Below are 15,040 nucleotides of genomic sequence, written 5' to 3'. Positions count from 1 at the left end.
AATAATCTTTCAATCAGGAAGGAGAAAAAATCATGGCTAGAGAGTTCTCCTTGGAAAAGACTCGTAATATCGGGATCATGGCTCACATCGATGCCGGTAAAACGACAGCTACCGAGCGTATTCTTTTCTACACAGGACGTATCCACAAAATTGGCGAAACTCACGAAGGGGCTTCCCAAATGGACTGGATGGAGCAGGAACAAGAGCGCGGAATCACAATCACTTCCGCTGCCACTACTGCTCAGTGGAAAGATCACCGTATCAACATCATCGATACTCCAGGACACGTAGACTTCACAGTAGAAGTTGAGCGTTCCCTGCGTGTACTTGATGGATCTGTAGCTGTACTTGATGCTCAGTCTGGTGTAGAACCGCAAACTGAGACTGTATGGCGTCAGGCTACAACTTACGGTGTCCCACGTATTGTTTTCGTTAACAAAATGGATAAAATCGGTGCAGACTTTATCTATTCTTTAGGTACATTAAAAGACCGTCTAGGTGCTAATGCTGCAGCCGTGCAACTTCCGATCGGTGCAGAGGATGAATTCGAAGGAATCATCGACCTAGTTACTATGGAAGCTTTCTTCTACTTGGATGATCTTGGAACTCGTGCAGAAGCGCGTGAAATCCCTGATGAGTACAAAGAACAAGCTGAAGAGTATCGCACAATGCTTGTAGAAGCAGTTGCTGAACTTGATGAAGATTTAATGATGAAGTATTTAGAAGGGGAAGAGTTCACAAACGAAGAGTTAAAATCAGCGATCCGTGCTGCGACTCTAACTGTAGACTTCTACCCAGTATTCTGTGGTTCTGCCTTTAAAAACAAAGGGGTTCAACTTCTAATTGATGGAGTTATCGATTACCTTCCATCTCCATTAGATGTACCTCCGATTGAAGGACACGTTCCACAAACAGAGGAACAAGTCGTTCGTAAGCCTGACGATAATGAGCCATTCTCTGCTTTAGCATTTAAAGTAGCGACTGACCCTTATGTTGGTAAACTTACATTCTTCCGTGTGTATTCCGGAACATTAAACTCTGGTTCTTACGTGAAGAACTCTACGAAAGATAAGCGTGAGCGTGTAGGACGTATCCTGCAAATGCACGCCAACTCTCGTGAAGAGATCTCCACAGTATACGCTGGAGATATCGCTGGTGCTGTAGGTCTTAAAGACACTGGAACAGGTGACACTCTATGTGATGAGAAGAGTCTTGTTATTCTTGAATCTATGGAATTCCCTGAGCCGGTTATCTCTGTTGCGATTGAGCCTAAATCTAAAGCCGATCAAGACAAGATGTCTGTAGCACTTGGTAAACTTGCTGAAGAAGATCCAACGTTCCGTACTGAAACGAACGTAGAAACTGGTCAAACGATTATTGCTGGTATGGGTGAGCTTCACCTTGACATCATTGTTGACCGTATGCGTCGCGAGTTCAAAGTAGAAGCGAACATTGGTGCTCCACAAGTTGCTTACCGTGAAACATTCCGCGGCAGTGCGGAAGTTGAAGGTAAATTCGTTCGTCAGTCTGGCGGCCGTGGACAATTCGGTCACGTTTGGGTTAAATTTGAGCCAAACGAAGAAGGCGCTGGCTACGAATTCGTTAACAAAATCGTTGGTGGTGTAGTACCACGTGAATATATCCCATCTGTAGAGCAGGGAATCAAAGAATCTATGGAGAACGGTGTATTAGCCGGCTACCCAATGGTTGACATTAAGGCTACTCTTTATGATGGTTCTTACCACGATGTTGACTCTAACGAAATGGCCTTTAAAGTTGCCGCTTCTATGGCACTTAAAGAAGCAAAGAACAAGTGTAAGCCAGTTCTTCTAGAGCCGCTTATGAAAGTTGAAGTGGTTATCCCTGAAGAATACATGGGTGACATCATGGGTGACGTAACTTCCCGTCGTGGACGTGTAGAAGGTATGGAAACTCGTGGATCAGCTCAAGTGGTTAAAGCTTTCGTTCCACTTTCTGAAATGTTCGGTTACGCTACGGCTCTTCGTTCTAACACACAAGGCCGCGGAACTTACACTATGCACTTCGATCACTACGAGGAAGTTCCTAAGAGCATTTCTGAAGAAATTATCAAGAAAAATGCTGGTGAATAATTGATTTTTTTGATAAGTTAAAGTATAACTTGTATTGTAAGCATAGGGGGTTCGCCCCTCTGTGCTTCAAATAAAAATCAGTAATTTAAAATAACTTTTTGTTTTATTTAAAGGAGGAAATATAGAATGGGTAAAGAAAAATTCGACCGTTCCAAAGACCACGTAAATATTGGTACAATTGGTCACGTTGACCACGGTAAAACTACTCTAACTGCAGCAATCACTACTGTTCTTCACAAAAGATCTGGTGAAGGTTCTGCAATGGCATATGACATGATCGACGGAGCTCCTGAAGAGCGCGAGCGTGGAATCACAATCTCCACTGCACACGTTGAGTATGAAACTGAAAACCGTCACTATGCACACGTTGACTGCCCAGGTCACGCTGACTATGTTAAAAACATGATCACTGGTGCTGCACAAATGGACGGTGCCATCCTAGTTGTATCTGCAGCTGATGGTCCAATGCCACAAACTCGTGAGCACATTCTTCTTTCTCGTCAGGTTGGTGTACCTGCCATCGTTGTTTTCTTAAACAAAGTTGACATGGTAGATGACGAAGAGCTTCTAGAACTAGTTGAAATGGAAGTTCGTGACCTTCTTTCTGAGTACGACTTCGATGGTGACGATGTACCAGTAGTAAGCGGTTCTGCTCTTAAAGCACTTGAAGGTGACGAGAATTATGAGCAAGCAATCTATGACCTAATGGATGCTGTAGACCAATATATCCCTAACCCAGAGCGTGACGTAGACCAGCCATTCATGATGCCTGTTGAGGACGTATTCTCTATCACTGGCCGTGGTACAGTTGCAACTGGCCGTGTTGAGCGTGGACAAATCAAAGTTGGAGACGAAATCGAAATTATCGGTCTTGCTCCAGAAGCTAAGAAAACTACAATCACTGGTGTTGAAATGTTCCGTAAGCTTCTTGACTATGCTGAAGCTGGCGATAACATTGGTGCACTTCTTCGTGGTGTTAGCCGTGAAGATATCAACCGTGGACAAGTACTAGCTAAGCCTGGTACAATCACTCCACACACTAAGTTCCAAGCAGAAGTTTACGTTCTATCTAAAGATGAAGGTGGACGTCATACTCCATTCTTCTCAAACTACCGTCCACAGTTCTACTTCCGTACAACTGACGTAACTGGTGTTATCCAACTTCCAGAAGGCGTAGAGATGGTAATGCCTGGCGATAACGTAGAAATGACTGTAGAACTTATCTCTCCAATCGCAATCGAAGATGGAACTAAGTTCTCTATTCGTGAAGGCGGACGTACAGTAGGCGCTGGCGTTGTTGCTAAAATCACTGAATAATTTATAAAGCTATCTAGCTTTCAAACAAGCAGCTGCTCATTTTGAGCGCTGCTTGTTTTTTATTATGTTTGGCTCCGGGAGAAACGACCGCGAGTAGTCTTCACGTCCGGAGCCAAACATTTTCTAAATGTATAAAAGAAGAACTTCTTACTATATAATAGGAAGCCTTGTTTCTTTTAAGAAAAAAATATTTTATAAAAAAACAATCTAAAGTCTTGAGCTGGTTGAAAACTAAGTAAAAACCTAGTATAATTCTTTGAGGTGTTCATAGTTAAATAAATTTTGAATATCTCTTGCAATGACCGCATTTCTTCTATATAATAAGTAATGTTGGTCATAAAAGGCGATGATGCGAAAGGTTGTTGACACACCCGGCCCCTTTGCCATGGCGGGTGAGGTCGAGGAATTTTCGCGGAGAATGTCTATTTCTAAAATGGGCGAAGAAGGAGGGAAAATAATGGCAAAAGAAAAAATTCGTATTCGTTTAAAGGCGTATGATCACAGAGTTCTGGATCAGTCCGCTGAGAAAATCGTAGACACAGCGAAGCGCTCTGGTGCTAAGGTATCAGGTCCAATCCCGCTTCCAACTGAAAAGTCTATCTACACAGTACTTCGTGCAACTCACAAGTATAAAGATGCTCGTGAGCAGTTCGAAATGCGCACACACAAACGTTTAATCGACATTGTTAATCCAACGCCACAGACGGTTGATTCGCTAATGCGTCTTGATCTGCCATCTGGTGTGGATATCGAAATCAAACTATAAATTACTATGAAACAATAATAGGAGGTGTAACGGATGACGAAAGGAATCTTAGGAAAGAAAGTCGGAATGACTCAAATCTTCTCTGAAGATGGCGAGCTTATTCCAGTAACAGTAGTACAAGCTGAACCGAACGTTGTGTTACAAATGAAAACAACTGAGAATGACGGTTATGAAGCTATCCAGCTTGGATTTGCTGATGAAAAGTCTAACCGCTTGAAAAAAGCAGCTAAAGGCCATGCTGAAAAAGCAAACACAACACCTAAGCGCTACATTCGTGAATTCCGTAATACAAACCTTGATGACTACGAATTAGGTCAAGAGGTTAAGGTGGATATTTTCGAAGCAGGAGACACAGTTGATGTAACAGGAACTTCTAAAGGGAAAGGTTTCCAAGGTGTAATCAAGCGCCACAACCAATCCCGCGGCCCAATGAGCCACGGTTCCCGTTTCCACCGTCGTTCTGGTTCCATGGGGCAAGGTGCTGACCCATCTAAAGTATTCAAAGGTAAAGGCCTTGCAGGACAAATGGGTGGAGAAACAGTAACTCTACAAAACCTTGAAGTAGTGAAAGTGGACGCTGAGCGTAATCTGCTACTTATTAAAGGTAATGTTCCTGGCCCGAAAAAATCTTACGTTAAAGTTACGAGTGCAGTTAAGGCTAGCAAATAATTAAACGAAGGGAGGATATGTCATGCCTAAAGTAGCACTATTAAACCAAAGCGGCTCTAAAGTTGGAGATGTTGAACTGAATGACGCTGTTTTCGGTATTGAACCAAACACTCATGTTTTACATGAAGCAGTTGTTGCCCAGCAAGCATCCTTGCGTCAAGGCACACACAAAGTAAAAAACCGTTCGGAAGTACGTGGCGGTGGCCGTAAGCCGTGGCGCCAAAAAGGTACTGGACGTGCTCGTCAAGGTACTATTCGTGCGCCGCAGTGGGTAGGCGGTGGAACAGTATTCGGCCCTACACCACGCAGCTACAGCTACAAGCTGCCTAGAAAGGTTCGTCGTTTAGCACTTCAGTCTGCTTTCTCTTCTAAAGTACAAGAAGAAAACATCGTAGTACTTGAAGATCTTTCTCTGGAAGCACCAAAGACTAAAGAAGTTGCTAACATCCTTAAAGGTCTTGAAGTAAATGAGAAAGCTTTGATTGTTACAGCAGACAAGAATGAAAATGTCGTTCTTTCTTCTAACAACATTCCTACAGTTAAAGCTACTACAATTGATGAAGTAAGTGTGTTAGATTTACTAACGCATGACAAGCTTATCCTAACGAAGGAAGCAGCTGAAAAAGCAGGGGAGGTGCTCTCATAATGAAAGAACCACGCGATATTATTAAACGCCCTGTCATTACTGAACATTCTGCTGACCTTATGGGAGAAAAGAAATATACGTTTGAAGTGAGCACAAAAGCAAACAAGACAGAAATTAAAGACGCAGTAGAAGAAATCTTCGGCGTTAAGGTTGCTCGTGTGAACACTATGAACCTTAAAGGTAAGTTCAAGCGTATGGGTCGTCACGGTGGATACCGTTCAGACCGTAAGAAAGCAGTTATTACGTTGACTGAAGACAGTGAAGAACTAGAATTCTTTGAAGTATAAATAATAAATCCAAACATGTAAGGAGGGAAAAAAGATGGCGATTAAAAAGTTCCGACCTATTACTAACGGTCGTCGACACATGACAGTATCTGATTTCTCTGAGATCACTACTGATAAACCTGAACGCTCCCTAATTGCTCCGCTTCACAAACGTGGTGGACGTAACAACCAGGGAAGGCTGACAGTTCGTCATCAGGGCGGAGGTCACAAGCGTCAATACCGTATCATCGACTTTAAGCGCGACAAAGATGGAATACCTGGACGCGTTGCTACGATCGAATACGATCCAAACCGCTCCGCTAACATTGCACTGATCAACTACGTTGATGGTGAAAAACGTTATATCCTGGCTCCAAAAGGGCTGAAAGTAGGTAACGAAATTCTATCCGGTCAAGGTGCTGACATTAAAACAGGAAATGCTCTTCAGCTGAAAGACATCCCTGTAGGTACAATCGTACACAATGTTGAGCTTAAACCTGGACGTGGAGGACAGCTTGCTCGCTCTGCAGGTGCTTCTGCACAGATCCTTGGTCGTGAAGAAAAATACACTTTAGTACGCCTTACTTCCGGTGAAGTACGCTTAGTACTAAGCACTTGCCGTGCAACCATCGGTCAGGTAGGCAACATCGAGCACGAACTTATCAGCATTGGTAAAGCTGGTCGTTCCCGCTGGAAAGGCAAGCGCCCTACAGTTCGTGGTTCTGTAATGAACCCTAGCGATCACCCACACGGTGGTGGTGAAGGACGTGCACCAATCGGTCGACCTTCTCCAGTATCTCCATGGGGTCAGCCAACTCTTGGATACAAGACGCGCAAACGCAACAAGCCGTCTGATAAATATATCGTTCGTAGAAGAGGTAAAAAATAACGGGATTGAACGGCGGGCGATAAAACCCGTCTCTCAATCACGAAGGGAGGTTTATTCATGGGCCGCAGCCTGAAAAAAGGACCTTTTGTAGATGACCATTTAATGAAAAAGGTAGAGAAGTTGAACGAAGACAGTAAAAACCAGGTGATCAAAACTTGGTCTCGTCGTTCTACAATCTTCCCAAACTTTGTTGGACACACAATCGCAGTTTATGATGGACGCAAACACGTACCAGTATACGTGACAGAAGATATGGTAGGTCATAAACTTGGTGAATTCGCGCCATCCCGTACGTTCAAGGGACACTCTGGCGACGACAAGAAAACAAAACGCTAATGAAGAGAGGAGGCTACTCTAATGCAAGCTAAAGCAGTTGCTAAAACCGTTCGTATTGCTCCTCGTAAAGCTCGTCTAGTTATCGATTTAATCCGAGGAAAAAACGTTGGTGACGCGATCGCAACATTGCGCTTAACACAGCGCGGCGCTTCTCCTATCATCGAGAAAGTGCTAAAATCTGCGATTGCTAATGCTGAACACAATTATGAAATGGACACGGACAACTTATATGTTTCCGAAGCTTATGTAAATGAAGGCGTAACTCTTAAACGTTTCCGCCCTCGTGCGATGGGACGTGCAAGCCAAATCAACAAACGCACAAGCCACATTACAGTAGTGGTATCAGAAAAGAAGGAGGGATAATCAGTGGGTCAAAAAGTTAATCCGGTAGGTCTTCGTATTGGCGTTATCCGTGACTGGGAGTCCAAGTGGTACGCTGGCAAAGACTATGCTGACTTATTGCATGAAGATATTAAAATTCGTGAATATACTGAAAAACGTCTTAAAGATGCTGCCGTTTCTTCCATCGAAATCGAACGTGCAGCTAACCGTGTAAATATCACTATTCACACTGGTAAACCAGGAATGGTTATCGGTAAAGGCGGTTCTGAAGTCGAAGCACTTCGTAAATCTCTAAATGAACTAACTGGCAAACGTGTACACATCAACATCGTTGAGGTTAAAAAGCCAGACTTAAATGCTGCTCTTGTAGCTGATAACATCGCACGTCAATTGGAAAACCGTGTATCTTTCCGTCGTGCACAAAAACAAACGATCCAACGCGCAATGCGTGCAGGAGCGAAAGGTATTCGTACACAAGTATCTGGACGCCTGGGCGGTGCGGATATCGCTCGTGCTGAATATTACAGCGAAGGAACTGTACCACTTCACACACTTCGTGCAGACATCGACTATGGTACTGCAGAAGCTGACACAACTTACGGTAAGCTTGGTGTTAAAGTGTGGATCTATCGTGGAGAAGTCCTTCCAACGAAAAACCAGAAATAAGGAAGGGGGAAAAGCATTATGTTAATGCCTAAACGTGTGAAATATCGTCGTCAACACCGTGCAAGCTTAAAGGGTCGTGCAAAAGGCGGCACTACAGTAGCTTTCGGTGAATATGGTCTTCAAGCAATCGATCCTGCATGGATCACAGCCCGCCAAATCGAGGCAGCGCGTATCGCAATGACTCGTTACATGAAGCGTGGCGGTAAAGTATGGATTAAAATCTTCCCAGACAAGCCTTATACTGCTAAACCCCTAGAAGTACGTATGGGTTCCGGTAAAGGTGCTCCAGAAGGTTTCGTAGCTGTTGTGAAACCAGGGAAAATTTTGTTTGAAATTGCAGGTGTTTCTGAAGAAGTTGCACGCGAAGCGCTGCGTCTTGCTTCTCACAAACTGCCTATTAAAACTAAATTTGTAAAACGTGAAGAAATTGGTGGTGAAATCAATGAAGGCTAATGAAATCCGTGAATTAACCACTGCCGAAATTGAACAAAAAGTTAAGTCTCTTAAAGAAGAACTTTTCAACCTACGTTTCCAGCTAGCAACAGGTCAACTTGAGAACACTGCTCGCATTCGCGAAGTTCGCAAGTCTATCGCTCGGATGAAAACTGTTGCTCGCGAACGTGAACTAGGCGTAAATAACTAATAGTTGAGAGGAGGTCACCCTCACATGAGTGAACGTAACAATCGTAAAGTTTACACTGGCCGTGTAGTGTCTGACAAAATGGATAAGACAATTACTGTTTTAGTAGAAACTTATAAGTTCCACAAACTTTATGGCAAACGCGTAAAGTATTCTAAAAAATTCAAGACTCACGACGAAAACAATCAGGCTAAAAACGGAGATATCGTTCGTATTATGGAAACTCGTCCACTATCCGCAACGAAGCGTTTCCGCCTAATTGAAGTTGTAGAAGAGTCTGTTATTATCTAATATAGTTCGCTCGGAGAGATTCCGAAGGGAGGTTACAGTGTATGATTCAACAGGAGACTCGTTTGAAAGTAGCCGACAACTCTGGTGCACGTGAAATCCAAACTATTAAAGTATTGGGTGGATCTGGTCGCAAGACTGCTAACATTGGTGATATTATCACTGCTACTGTGAAACAAGCAACACCAGGGGGCGTTGTTAAAAAAGGTGAAGTTGTTCAAGCCGTAATTGTACGTTCTAAGAGCGGCATGCGTCGTAAAGACGGTTCTTATATCCGTTTTGACGAAAACGCAGCCGTAATTGTACGTGAAGATAAAGGTCCACGTGGTACTCGTATCTTTGGACCAGTTGCTCGTGAACTTCGTGATGCTAAATTCATGAAGATCGTATCATTAGCTCCAGAAGTATTATAAAAACTTGAAATGCCTTGTTAAGGAGGTGCGCGAAGCATGCACGTGAAAAAAGGTGACAAAGTGATGGTTATTTCCGGCAAGGACAAAGGGAAGCAGGGAACGATCCTTGAAGCTTACCCAAAGAAAGACCGTGTCCTTGTAGAAGGAATTAACGAAGTAAAGAAACACGCGAAGCCTTCACAAGATAACCCACAAGGTGGGATTCTTACTCAGGAAGCTCCGATTCACGTCTCAAACGTTATGCCGATTGACCCTAAATCCGGCGAACCTACTCGTGTAGGTTATAAAGTTGAAGACGGTAAGAAAGTTCGTATCGCGAAAAAATCTGGTGAAGCATTAGATAAATAATCCAGTTGTGAAAGGAGGGCCACATGATGAACGAACTTAAAAGAAAATATCAGGAAGAAATTGTGCCATCACTAATGAGCAAGTTTAACTATGACTCAGTGATGCAAGCACCTAAAGTTGAAAAGATCGTAATTAACATGGGTGTAGGTGATGCTGTACAAAATGCGAAAGCATTAGATTCAGCTGTGGAAGAACTATCTTTGATCTCTGGTCAGAAGCCAATGATCACTAAAGCCAAAAAATCAATTGCAGGTTTCCGTCTGCGTGAAGGAATGCCAATCGGTGCGAAGGTAACACTTCGTGGGGAAAGAATGTATGAATTCTTCCAAAAACTGATTGCTGTTTCACTTCCACGTGTTCGTGACTTCCGTGGAATCTCGAAAAAAGCTTTTGATGGTCGTGGAAATTACACGTTAGGTGTTAAAGAACAGTTGATTTTCCCAGAAATTAATTATGACAAAGTAGATAAAGTGCGTGGCATGGACATCGTTATCGTCACTACTGCTGACACTGACGAAGAATCACGTGAACTATTAGCTCAATTCGGTATGCCGTTTCAGAAGTAATGAGCTAACCATAAGGAGGGAAAATAGTGGCTAAAAAATCAATGGTCGCGAAGCAACAGCGCAAACAAAAGTTCAAAGTACGCGAATATACACGCTGTGAACGTTGCGGACGTCCTCATTCCGTACTACGCAAATTTAAACTTTGCCGTATTTGTTTCCGTGAACTTGCATATAAAGGACAAATCCCTGGTGTCAAAAAAGCCAGCTGGTAAAACCCTAGATAGGGAAGGAGGTATTTGAGTTATGACTATGACAGATCCAATTGCAGATATGCTTACACGTATTCGCAATGCGAATATGGTTCGTCACGAGAAGCTTGAACTTCCAGCTTCCAAAGTGAAAAAAGAAATTGCTGACATTCTTAAGCGCGAAGGTTTTGTTCGTGATTATGAGTTTGTTGAAGACAGCAAGCAAGGTGTACTTCGCATTTTCCTTAAATACGGTCAAAACGATGAGCGTGTAATTACTGGTGTTAAACGTATCAGTAAACCAGGATTGCGTGTTTATGCCAAAGCAGAAGAACTTCCGAAAGTTCTTAATGGCCTAGGCGTAGCCGTTGTTTCTACTTCAAAAGGTGTATTAACAGATAAAGAAGCTCGTGAACAAGCCATCGGCGGCGAAGTTCTAGCTTACGTTTGGTAATCGAATCAGATAAGACAGGAGGTGCAAAAGAATGTCTCGTGTAGGATTAAAATCATTAGAAATCCCTGAAGGTGTAGAAATCATTCAGGATAATCATACAATCACAGTTAAAGGCCCTAAAGGTGAATTAACTCGTACGTTCCATGAGGATATTACAGTGAAGGTTGAAGATAACGTTCTTACTGTTTCTCGCCCAAGCGATAAAAAAGAACATCGTGCTCTTCACGGTACTACTCGCAGCCTGATCGGCAACATGGTTGAGGGTGTATCTAAAGGATACGAGAAAAAACTTGAAATCATTGGTGTAGGTTACCGTGCGAACAAGCAAGGTGATACTGTAGTAATCAACGCAGGTTACTCTCACCCGGTTGAGGTTGAGAAGCGCGAAGGAATCGAAATCGAAGTTCCTTCTAATACGAAGTTAACTGTTAAAGGTATCGATAAAGAACTTGTAGGTGCTGTTGCTGCTAAGATTCGTGCGATTCGTCCTCCAGAGCCTTACAAAGGCAAAGGGATTCGTTATGAAAACGAACATGTACGCAGAAAAGAAGGTAAGACAGCTAAATAAGGTTCATAGGTAGGAAAAGAAAGGAGTGACCCTAATGATCACAAAGGCTGATAAAAACGCCGTGCGTAAGAAGCGTCATGCACGTGTTCGTTCTAACGTTGTCGGTACTGCGGAGCGCCCGCGTTTAAACGTATACCGTTCGAACAAACACATTTATGCACAACTAATTAATGATGAGAATCAAGTAACTGTTGCCAGCGCGTCTACAGCTGACAAAGAGTTAAACCTTGATAACACAGGTAATGTTGAAGCAGCTAAGCAGGTTGGTGAACTAGTAGCTAAGCGTGCGAAAGACAACGGCTATCAAGTTGTTGTGTTCGACCGTGGAGGTTACTTGTATCATGGACGTGTAAAAGCACTAGCAGATGCGGCTCGTGAAGCCGGACTAGAATTTTAATCGTTAAAGGAGGGACATACATGCTAACAACAAACATTGACCCTAGTAAACTAGATCTTGAAGAACGCGTAGTTACGATCAACCGTGTTGCAAAAGTAGTAAAAGGTGGACGTCGTTTCCGTTTTGCTGCGTTGGTTGTTGTCGGTGATAAAAATGGCCATGTTGGTTTCGGTACAGGTAAAGCACAAGAGGTACCTGATGCTATTAAAAAGGCTATTGATGATGCGAAGAAGAATTTGATTACTGTACCAATTAAAGATACGACGATTCCTCACGAAGTTACAGGACAATTCGGTGCTGGCAGCATTCTAATGAAGCCTGCTGCGGAAGGTACTGGAATTATCGCAGGTGGTCCTGTACGTGCTGTCCTTGAGCTATCAGGTGTTCAAGACATTCTTTCTAAGTCACTTGGTTCTAACACACCAATTAACATGGTGCGTGCGACACTAACAGGACTTAGCGAGCTTAAGCGTGCAGAAGATGTTGCCCGCCTTCGTGGGAAGTCCGTAGAAGAACTGTAGGATAAGGAGGGAAATGAAATGGCTAAAAAGTTAGAAGTTACCCTCACGCGCAGTGTTATTGGCAGACCACAAGATCAGCGTGCGACAGTTAAAGCACTTGGTCTAAGCAAGATCCGTCAATCTGTCGTCCTAGAAGATAACCCGGCGATCCGAGGTATGGCTAAAAAGGTATCTCACCTTGTATCCGTTAAAGAAGTATAAGTAAAGAACACTAAATAAGGAGGTGCTCGCATGAAACTGCATGAACTTAAACCAGTATCTGGATCCAACAAAAAGCGTAACCGTGTAGGTCGTGGAATGGCTTCTGGTAACGGTAAGACTTCAGGCCGTGGCCACAAAGGTCAAGGACAACGCTCTGGAAGCAAAACACGTCCAGGTTTCGAGGGTGGTCAAATGCCACTTTTCCAACGTTTACCGAAACGTGGATTCACGAACATTCACCGTAAAGAATTCGCTATTGTAAATCTTGATGCTCTTAACCGTTTTGACGAGGGCACTGAGGTTACTCCTGAGCTTCTACTTGAATCTGGTATTGTCAGCAAACAAAAAGCAGGCATTAAGGTTCTAGGTAAAGGTTCTGTTGAAAAGAAACTTACAGTGAAAGCTCATAAGTTCTCTGCTTCAGCTAAAGAAGCGATTGAAGCAGCGGGCGGTCAAACTGAGGTGATTTAATGTTCCGGACAATCTCCAATTTTATGCGCGTGGGTGATATTCGGCGGAAAATTGTCTTCACCTTATTAATGCTCGTTGTGTTTCGCTTAGGTACATTCATCCCTGTACCTTTTACTGATCAAGATGCCATTGACTTCATGGATGAACAAAATGCGTTCGGCTTCTTGAATACTTTTGGAGGCGGTGCATTGCAGAACTTCTCCATCTTTGCCATGGGGATTATGCCTTACATCACAGCCTCCATTATTATGCAGTTGTTACAGATGGATGTTGTTCCTAAATTTGCGGAATGGAAAAAGCAAGGTGAAGTGGGCCGTCGAAAATTAGCTCAGTTTACCCGCTACGGAACTATTGTTCTTGCCTTCATTCAGGCGATTGGAATGTCAATTGGTTTTAATGCTTTAGCCGGCGGTCAGCTGATCGCTGAGCCTGGGCCATTAAAATTTGCAATCATTGCTCTCGTGCTGACAGGCGGAACGGCTTTCCTAATGTGGCTTGGTGAGCAAATCACGTCTCACGGCGTTGGAAATGGTATTTCCATTCTGATTTTTGCCGGTATCGTTGCTGCGATCCCGACAGGAATCAATCAATTATATGACCAGTACATTGCTGGCGCAGGCGATGAATTGTTTCTAAACTTAGTGATTATTGCAATCATTGCTTTAGTTATCGTAGCTGTTGTAGTAGGAGTTATCTTTATACAACAAGCTTTACGTAAAATTCCGATTCAATATGCAAAGAAACTTGTTAACCGTTCGCCGGTGGGTGGACATTCCACGCACTTGCCGATTAAGGTTAATGCGGCCGGGGTAATTCCAGTAATCTTTGCCATCTCCTTCATTATTGCGCCGAGAACCGTTGCGGGTTTCTTCGAAGGCAATGAAGTGGCCTCAATGATTCAGTATATATTTGATTACCAGAACTGGCCTGGAATGATTATCTATGTAGCGTTAATCATTGCTTTCACTTACTTCTATACATTTGTTCAGGTGAACCCGGAACAAATGGCAGAGAATCTGAAAAAGCAAGGCGGGTATATCCCGGGGATTCGTCCTGGTGCAAACACGGAAACGTATTTAACACGAGTGATGTATCGCCTGACGTTCGTAGGGTCGATCTTCCTGGCAGCTGTCTCTATCCTTCCTATTATTCTTGGTTCACTGGCTAATCTGCCGCCAAGCGTACAAATTGGAGGAACAGGACTGCTCATCGTCGTAGGTGTTGCCCTTGAAATGATGAAGCAGCTAGAAAGTCAGCTGGTGAAACGCCACTACAAAGGGTTTATTAAATAAATAATGAAGCTAATGAATAGAGAGTGGAGGGAACACGTTGAATTTAATTCTGATGGGTCTTCCTGGTGCTGGTAAAGGCACCCAGGCAGAGAAGATAGTCGAAAAATATAACATCCCTCATATCTCAACTGGAGATATGTTCCGATTAGCTATCAAAGAAGAAACGCCGCTGGGTAAAGAAGCGAAGTCCTTCATGGACAAAGGTGAACTAGTTCCAGATGAAGTAACGATCGGCATTGTCCGCGAACGTTTAAGCAAACCAGATTGTGAAAAAGGCTTCTTGTTAGACGGCTTTCCTAGAACGATTGCCCAGGCGGAAGCCCTTGAAAATCTGTTAAGTGATATGGAAGAGTCAGTTGATTATGTGCTCCACATTGATGTCCCAAAAGACAAGCTTGTTGAACGCTTAACAGGCCGAAGAGTCTGCCCGACATGCGGTGCTACGTACCATGTAGTATTCAATCCTCCGAAAGAGGAAGGCAAATGTGACCATGATGGATCTGAACTTATCCAGCGCGAGGATGACCAGCCGGAAACCGTGAAAAAACGTTTAGAAGTAAACGTGGAACAGGCTCAGCCATTACTCGACTTCTATCAGGAAAAAGGGTATTTAGTCACTTTTGATGGTGATCGAAATATCGATCTAGTATTTGAAGATATCGACAAAAAGCTCGGAGGCTTGTAA

At 43.4% G+C, this 15,040-nt stretch carries 24 protein-coding genes and 1 pseudogene; all 25 read left to right on the top strand.

Going from position 1 to position 15,040, the window contains the following annotated elements; genetic code table 11:
• Positions 1-32 precede the first annotated feature (32 nt).
• The 25 genes and pseudogenes from fusA to HUS26_RS15345 all read left to right on the top strand — a co-directional run bounded on the left by fusA (position 33) and on the right by HUS26_RS15345 (position 15,040).
• Complete coding sequence (gene fusA / locus HUS26_RS15465; protein ID WP_173917959.1) at positions 33-2,111, top strand: elongation factor G; 2,079 nt, start codon at positions 33-35, stop codon at positions 2,109-2,111.
• A 126-nt stretch (positions 2,112-2,237) separates the two neighbouring features.
• Positions 2,238-3,428, top strand: a complete 1,191-nt coding sequence (gene tuf / locus HUS26_RS15460) for an elongation factor Tu (RefSeq protein WP_173917958.1) — start codon at positions 2,238-2,240, stop codon at positions 3,426-3,428.
• Positions 3,429-3,885: 457 nt separating this feature from the next.
• A complete protein-coding gene (rpsJ, locus tag HUS26_RS15455) occupies positions 3,886-4,194 on the top strand; it encodes a 30S ribosomal protein S10 (protein WP_143414534.1) in 309 nt (102 codons plus the stop codon).
• A gap of 33 nt (positions 4,195-4,227) precedes the next feature.
• Positions 4,228-4,863, top strand: a complete 636-nt coding sequence (rplC, locus tag HUS26_RS15450) for a 50S ribosomal protein L3 (RefSeq protein ID WP_173917957.1) — start codon at positions 4,228-4,230, stop codon at positions 4,861-4,863.
• Between the two features lie 22 nt (positions 4,864-4,885).
• A complete protein-coding gene (rplD, locus tag HUS26_RS15445) occupies positions 4,886-5,509 on the top strand; it encodes a 50S ribosomal protein L4 (protein ID WP_173917956.1) in 624 nt (207 codons plus the stop codon).
• Positions 5,509-5,796: a 50S ribosomal protein L23 gene (rplW, locus tag HUS26_RS15440; protein ID WP_173917955.1), complete on the top strand. Its 288-nt coding sequence runs from the start codon at positions 5,509-5,511 to the stop codon at positions 5,794-5,796. Before rplD ends, rplW begins: the two co-directional genes overlap by 1 nt.
• A 34-nt stretch (positions 5,797-5,830) precedes the next feature.
• On the top strand, positions 5,831-6,664 hold the full coding sequence (gene rplB, locus HUS26_RS15435; RefSeq protein ID WP_173917954.1) for a 50S ribosomal protein L2: 834 nt from the start codon (positions 5,831-5,833) through the stop codon (positions 6,662-6,664).
• Between the two features lie 57 nt (positions 6,665-6,721).
• Positions 6,722-7,000, top strand: a complete 279-nt coding sequence (rpsS, locus tag HUS26_RS15430; RefSeq protein WP_082235768.1) for a 30S ribosomal protein S19 — start codon at positions 6,722-6,724, stop codon at positions 6,998-7,000.
• Positions 7,001-7,021: 21 nt separating this feature from the next.
• A complete protein-coding gene (gene rplV, locus HUS26_RS15425; protein WP_082235767.1) occupies positions 7,022-7,363 on the top strand; it encodes a 50S ribosomal protein L22 in 342 nt (113 codons plus the stop codon).
• A 3-nt stretch (positions 7,364-7,366) separates the two neighbouring features.
• Positions 7,367-8,033, top strand: a pseudogene (gene rpsC, locus HUS26_RS15420) (30S ribosomal protein S3).
• Positions 8,027-8,461 carry a 50S ribosomal protein L16 gene (gene rplP / locus HUS26_RS15415; RefSeq protein WP_173917952.1) on the top strand — a complete coding sequence of 145 codons (435 nt, stop codon included), beginning with the start codon at positions 8,027-8,029 and terminating at the stop codon, positions 8,459-8,461. Before rpsC ends, rplP begins: the two are co-directional and overlap by 7 nt.
• Positions 8,451-8,651, top strand: coding sequence for a 50S ribosomal protein L29 (rpmC, locus tag HUS26_RS15410; RefSeq protein WP_008636054.1), 201 nt, complete (start codon positions 8,451-8,453; stop codon positions 8,649-8,651). Before rplP ends, rpmC begins: the two co-directional genes overlap by 11 nt.
• Before the next feature lie 24 nt (positions 8,652-8,675).
• Positions 8,676-8,939, top strand: a complete 264-nt coding sequence (gene rpsQ, locus HUS26_RS15405; protein WP_173917951.1) for a 30S ribosomal protein S17 — start codon at positions 8,676-8,678, stop codon at positions 8,937-8,939.
• Between the two features lie 41 nt (positions 8,940-8,980).
• Positions 8,981-9,349 carry a 50S ribosomal protein L14 gene (rplN, locus tag HUS26_RS15400; protein ID WP_173917950.1) on the top strand — a complete coding sequence of 123 codons (369 nt, stop codon included), beginning with the start codon at positions 8,981-8,983 and terminating at the stop codon, positions 9,347-9,349.
• Between the two features lie 36 nt (positions 9,350-9,385).
• Positions 9,386-9,697 carry a 50S ribosomal protein L24 gene (rplX, locus tag HUS26_RS15395; protein ID WP_101847015.1) on the top strand — a complete coding sequence of 104 codons (312 nt, stop codon included), beginning with the start codon at positions 9,386-9,388 and terminating at the stop codon, positions 9,695-9,697.
• 26 nt (positions 9,698-9,723) lie between these two features.
• Positions 9,724-10,263, top strand: a complete 540-nt coding sequence (gene rplE / locus HUS26_RS15390; RefSeq protein ID WP_173917949.1) for a 50S ribosomal protein L5 — start codon at positions 9,724-9,726, stop codon at positions 10,261-10,263.
• A 26-nt stretch (positions 10,264-10,289) separates the two neighbouring features.
• A complete protein-coding gene (locus HUS26_RS15385; protein ID WP_082235759.1) occupies positions 10,290-10,475 on the top strand; it encodes a type Z 30S ribosomal protein S14 in 186 nt (61 codons plus the stop codon).
• A gap of 31 nt (positions 10,476-10,506) precedes the next feature.
• Positions 10,507-10,905 (top strand): 30S ribosomal protein S8, encoded by a 399-nt coding sequence (gene rpsH / locus HUS26_RS15380; RefSeq protein WP_173917948.1) that lies wholly within the window; start codon positions 10,507-10,509, stop codon positions 10,903-10,905.
• A 31-nt stretch (positions 10,906-10,936) separates the two neighbouring features.
• Positions 10,937-11,473: a 50S ribosomal protein L6 gene (gene rplF / locus HUS26_RS15375; RefSeq protein WP_173917947.1), complete on the top strand. Its 537-nt coding sequence runs from the start codon at positions 10,937-10,939 to the stop codon at positions 11,471-11,473.
• Between the two features lie 34 nt (positions 11,474-11,507).
• Positions 11,508-11,870, top strand: a complete 363-nt coding sequence (gene rplR, locus HUS26_RS15370; protein ID WP_173917946.1) for a 50S ribosomal protein L18 — start codon at positions 11,508-11,510, stop codon at positions 11,868-11,870.
• A 20-nt stretch (positions 11,871-11,890) separates the two neighbouring features.
• A complete protein-coding gene (gene rpsE / locus HUS26_RS15365; RefSeq protein WP_173917945.1) occupies positions 11,891-12,391 on the top strand; it encodes a 30S ribosomal protein S5 in 501 nt (166 codons plus the stop codon).
• An 18-nt stretch (positions 12,392-12,409) separates the two neighbouring features.
• Positions 12,410-12,592 carry a 50S ribosomal protein L30 gene (rpmD, locus tag HUS26_RS15360; protein WP_173917944.1) on the top strand — a complete coding sequence of 61 codons (183 nt, stop codon included), beginning with the start codon at positions 12,410-12,412 and terminating at the stop codon, positions 12,590-12,592.
• Positions 12,593-12,622: 30 nt separating this feature from the next.
• Entirely contained in the window at positions 12,623-13,063 is a 441-nt protein-coding gene (gene rplO / locus HUS26_RS15355) for a 50S ribosomal protein L15 (protein ID WP_173917943.1), read from the top strand.
• Positions 13,063-14,355, top strand: coding sequence for a preprotein translocase subunit SecY (gene secY / locus HUS26_RS15350; protein WP_173917942.1), 1,293 nt, complete (start codon positions 13,063-13,065; stop codon positions 14,353-14,355). Before rplO ends, secY begins: the two co-directional genes overlap by 1 nt.
• Positions 14,356-14,392: 37 nt before the next feature.
• Positions 14,393-15,040, top strand: coding sequence for an adenylate kinase (locus tag HUS26_RS15345; protein WP_173917941.1), 648 nt, complete (start codon positions 14,393-14,395; stop codon positions 15,038-15,040).

Origin of the sequence: Halobacillus sp. Marseille-Q1614, assembly GCF_902809865.1 — a bacterium.
Classification (GTDB): domain Bacteria; phylum Bacillota; class Bacilli; order Bacillales; family Halobacillaceae; genus Halobacillus_A.
Note: the sequence above shows the minus strand (reverse complement) of the source record. Positions and strands in the feature narration are given on the sequence as shown.

Coding starts and splice junctions, on each gene's coding strand:
- rplP (WP_173917952.1), top strand. CDS start 8,027: ATGTTAATGCCTAAACGTGTGAAATATCGTCGTCAACACCGTGCAAGC.
- rplF (WP_173917947.1), top strand. CDS start 10,937: ATGTCTCGTGTAGGATTAAAATCATTAGAAATCCCTGAAGGTGTAGAA.
- rplB (WP_173917954.1), top strand. CDS start 5,831: ATGGCGATTAAAAAGTTCCGACCTATTACTAACGGTCGTCGACACATG.
- rplE (WP_173917949.1), top strand. CDS start 9,724: ATGAACGAACTTAAAAGAAAATATCAGGAAGAAATTGTGCCATCACTA.
- rpsH (WP_173917948.1), top strand. CDS start 10,507: ATGACTATGACAGATCCAATTGCAGATATGCTTACACGTATTCGCAAT.
- rpsS (WP_082235768.1), top strand. CDS start 6,722: ATGGGCCGCAGCCTGAAAAAAGGACCTTTTGTAGATGACCATTTAATG.
- rplX (WP_101847015.1), top strand. CDS start 9,386: ATGCACGTGAAAAAAGGTGACAAAGTGATGGTTATTTCCGGCAAGGAC.
- rpsQ (WP_173917951.1), top strand. CDS start 8,676: ATGAGTGAACGTAACAATCGTAAAGTTTACACTGGCCGTGTAGTGTCT.
- rplW (WP_173917955.1), top strand. CDS start 5,509: ATGAAAGAACCACGCGATATTATTAAACGCCCTGTCATTACTGAACAT.
- fusA (WP_173917959.1), top strand. CDS start 33: ATGGCTAGAGAGTTCTCCTTGGAAAAGACTCGTAATATCGGGATCATG.
- rpsE (WP_173917945.1), top strand. CDS start 11,891: ATGCTAACAACAAACATTGACCCTAGTAAACTAGATCTTGAAGAACGC.
- rplC (WP_173917957.1), top strand. CDS start 4,228: ATGACGAAAGGAATCTTAGGAAAGAAAGTCGGAATGACTCAAATCTTC.
- rpsJ (WP_143414534.1), top strand. CDS start 3,886: ATGGCAAAAGAAAAAATTCGTATTCGTTTAAAGGCGTATGATCACAGA.
- rpmD (WP_173917944.1), top strand. CDS start 12,410: ATGGCTAAAAAGTTAGAAGTTACCCTCACGCGCAGTGTTATTGGCAGA.
- rplV (WP_082235767.1), top strand. CDS start 7,022: ATGCAAGCTAAAGCAGTTGCTAAAACCGTTCGTATTGCTCCTCGTAAA.
- rplD (WP_173917956.1), top strand. CDS start 4,886: ATGCCTAAAGTAGCACTATTAAACCAAAGCGGCTCTAAAGTTGGAGAT.
- secY (WP_173917942.1), top strand. CDS start 13,063: ATGTTCCGGACAATCTCCAATTTTATGCGCGTGGGTGATATTCGGCGG.
- rplN (WP_173917950.1), top strand. CDS start 8,981: ATGATTCAACAGGAGACTCGTTTGAAAGTAGCCGACAACTCTGGTGCA.
- rpmC (WP_008636054.1), top strand. CDS start 8,451: ATGAAGGCTAATGAAATCCGTGAATTAACCACTGCCGAAATTGAACAA.
- rplO (WP_173917943.1), top strand. CDS start 12,623: ATGAAACTGCATGAACTTAAACCAGTATCTGGATCCAACAAAAAGCGT.
- rplR (WP_173917946.1), top strand. CDS start 11,508: ATGATCACAAAGGCTGATAAAAACGCCGTGCGTAAGAAGCGTCATGCA.
- tuf (WP_173917958.1), top strand. CDS start 2,238: ATGGGTAAAGAAAAATTCGACCGTTCCAAAGACCACGTAAATATTGGT.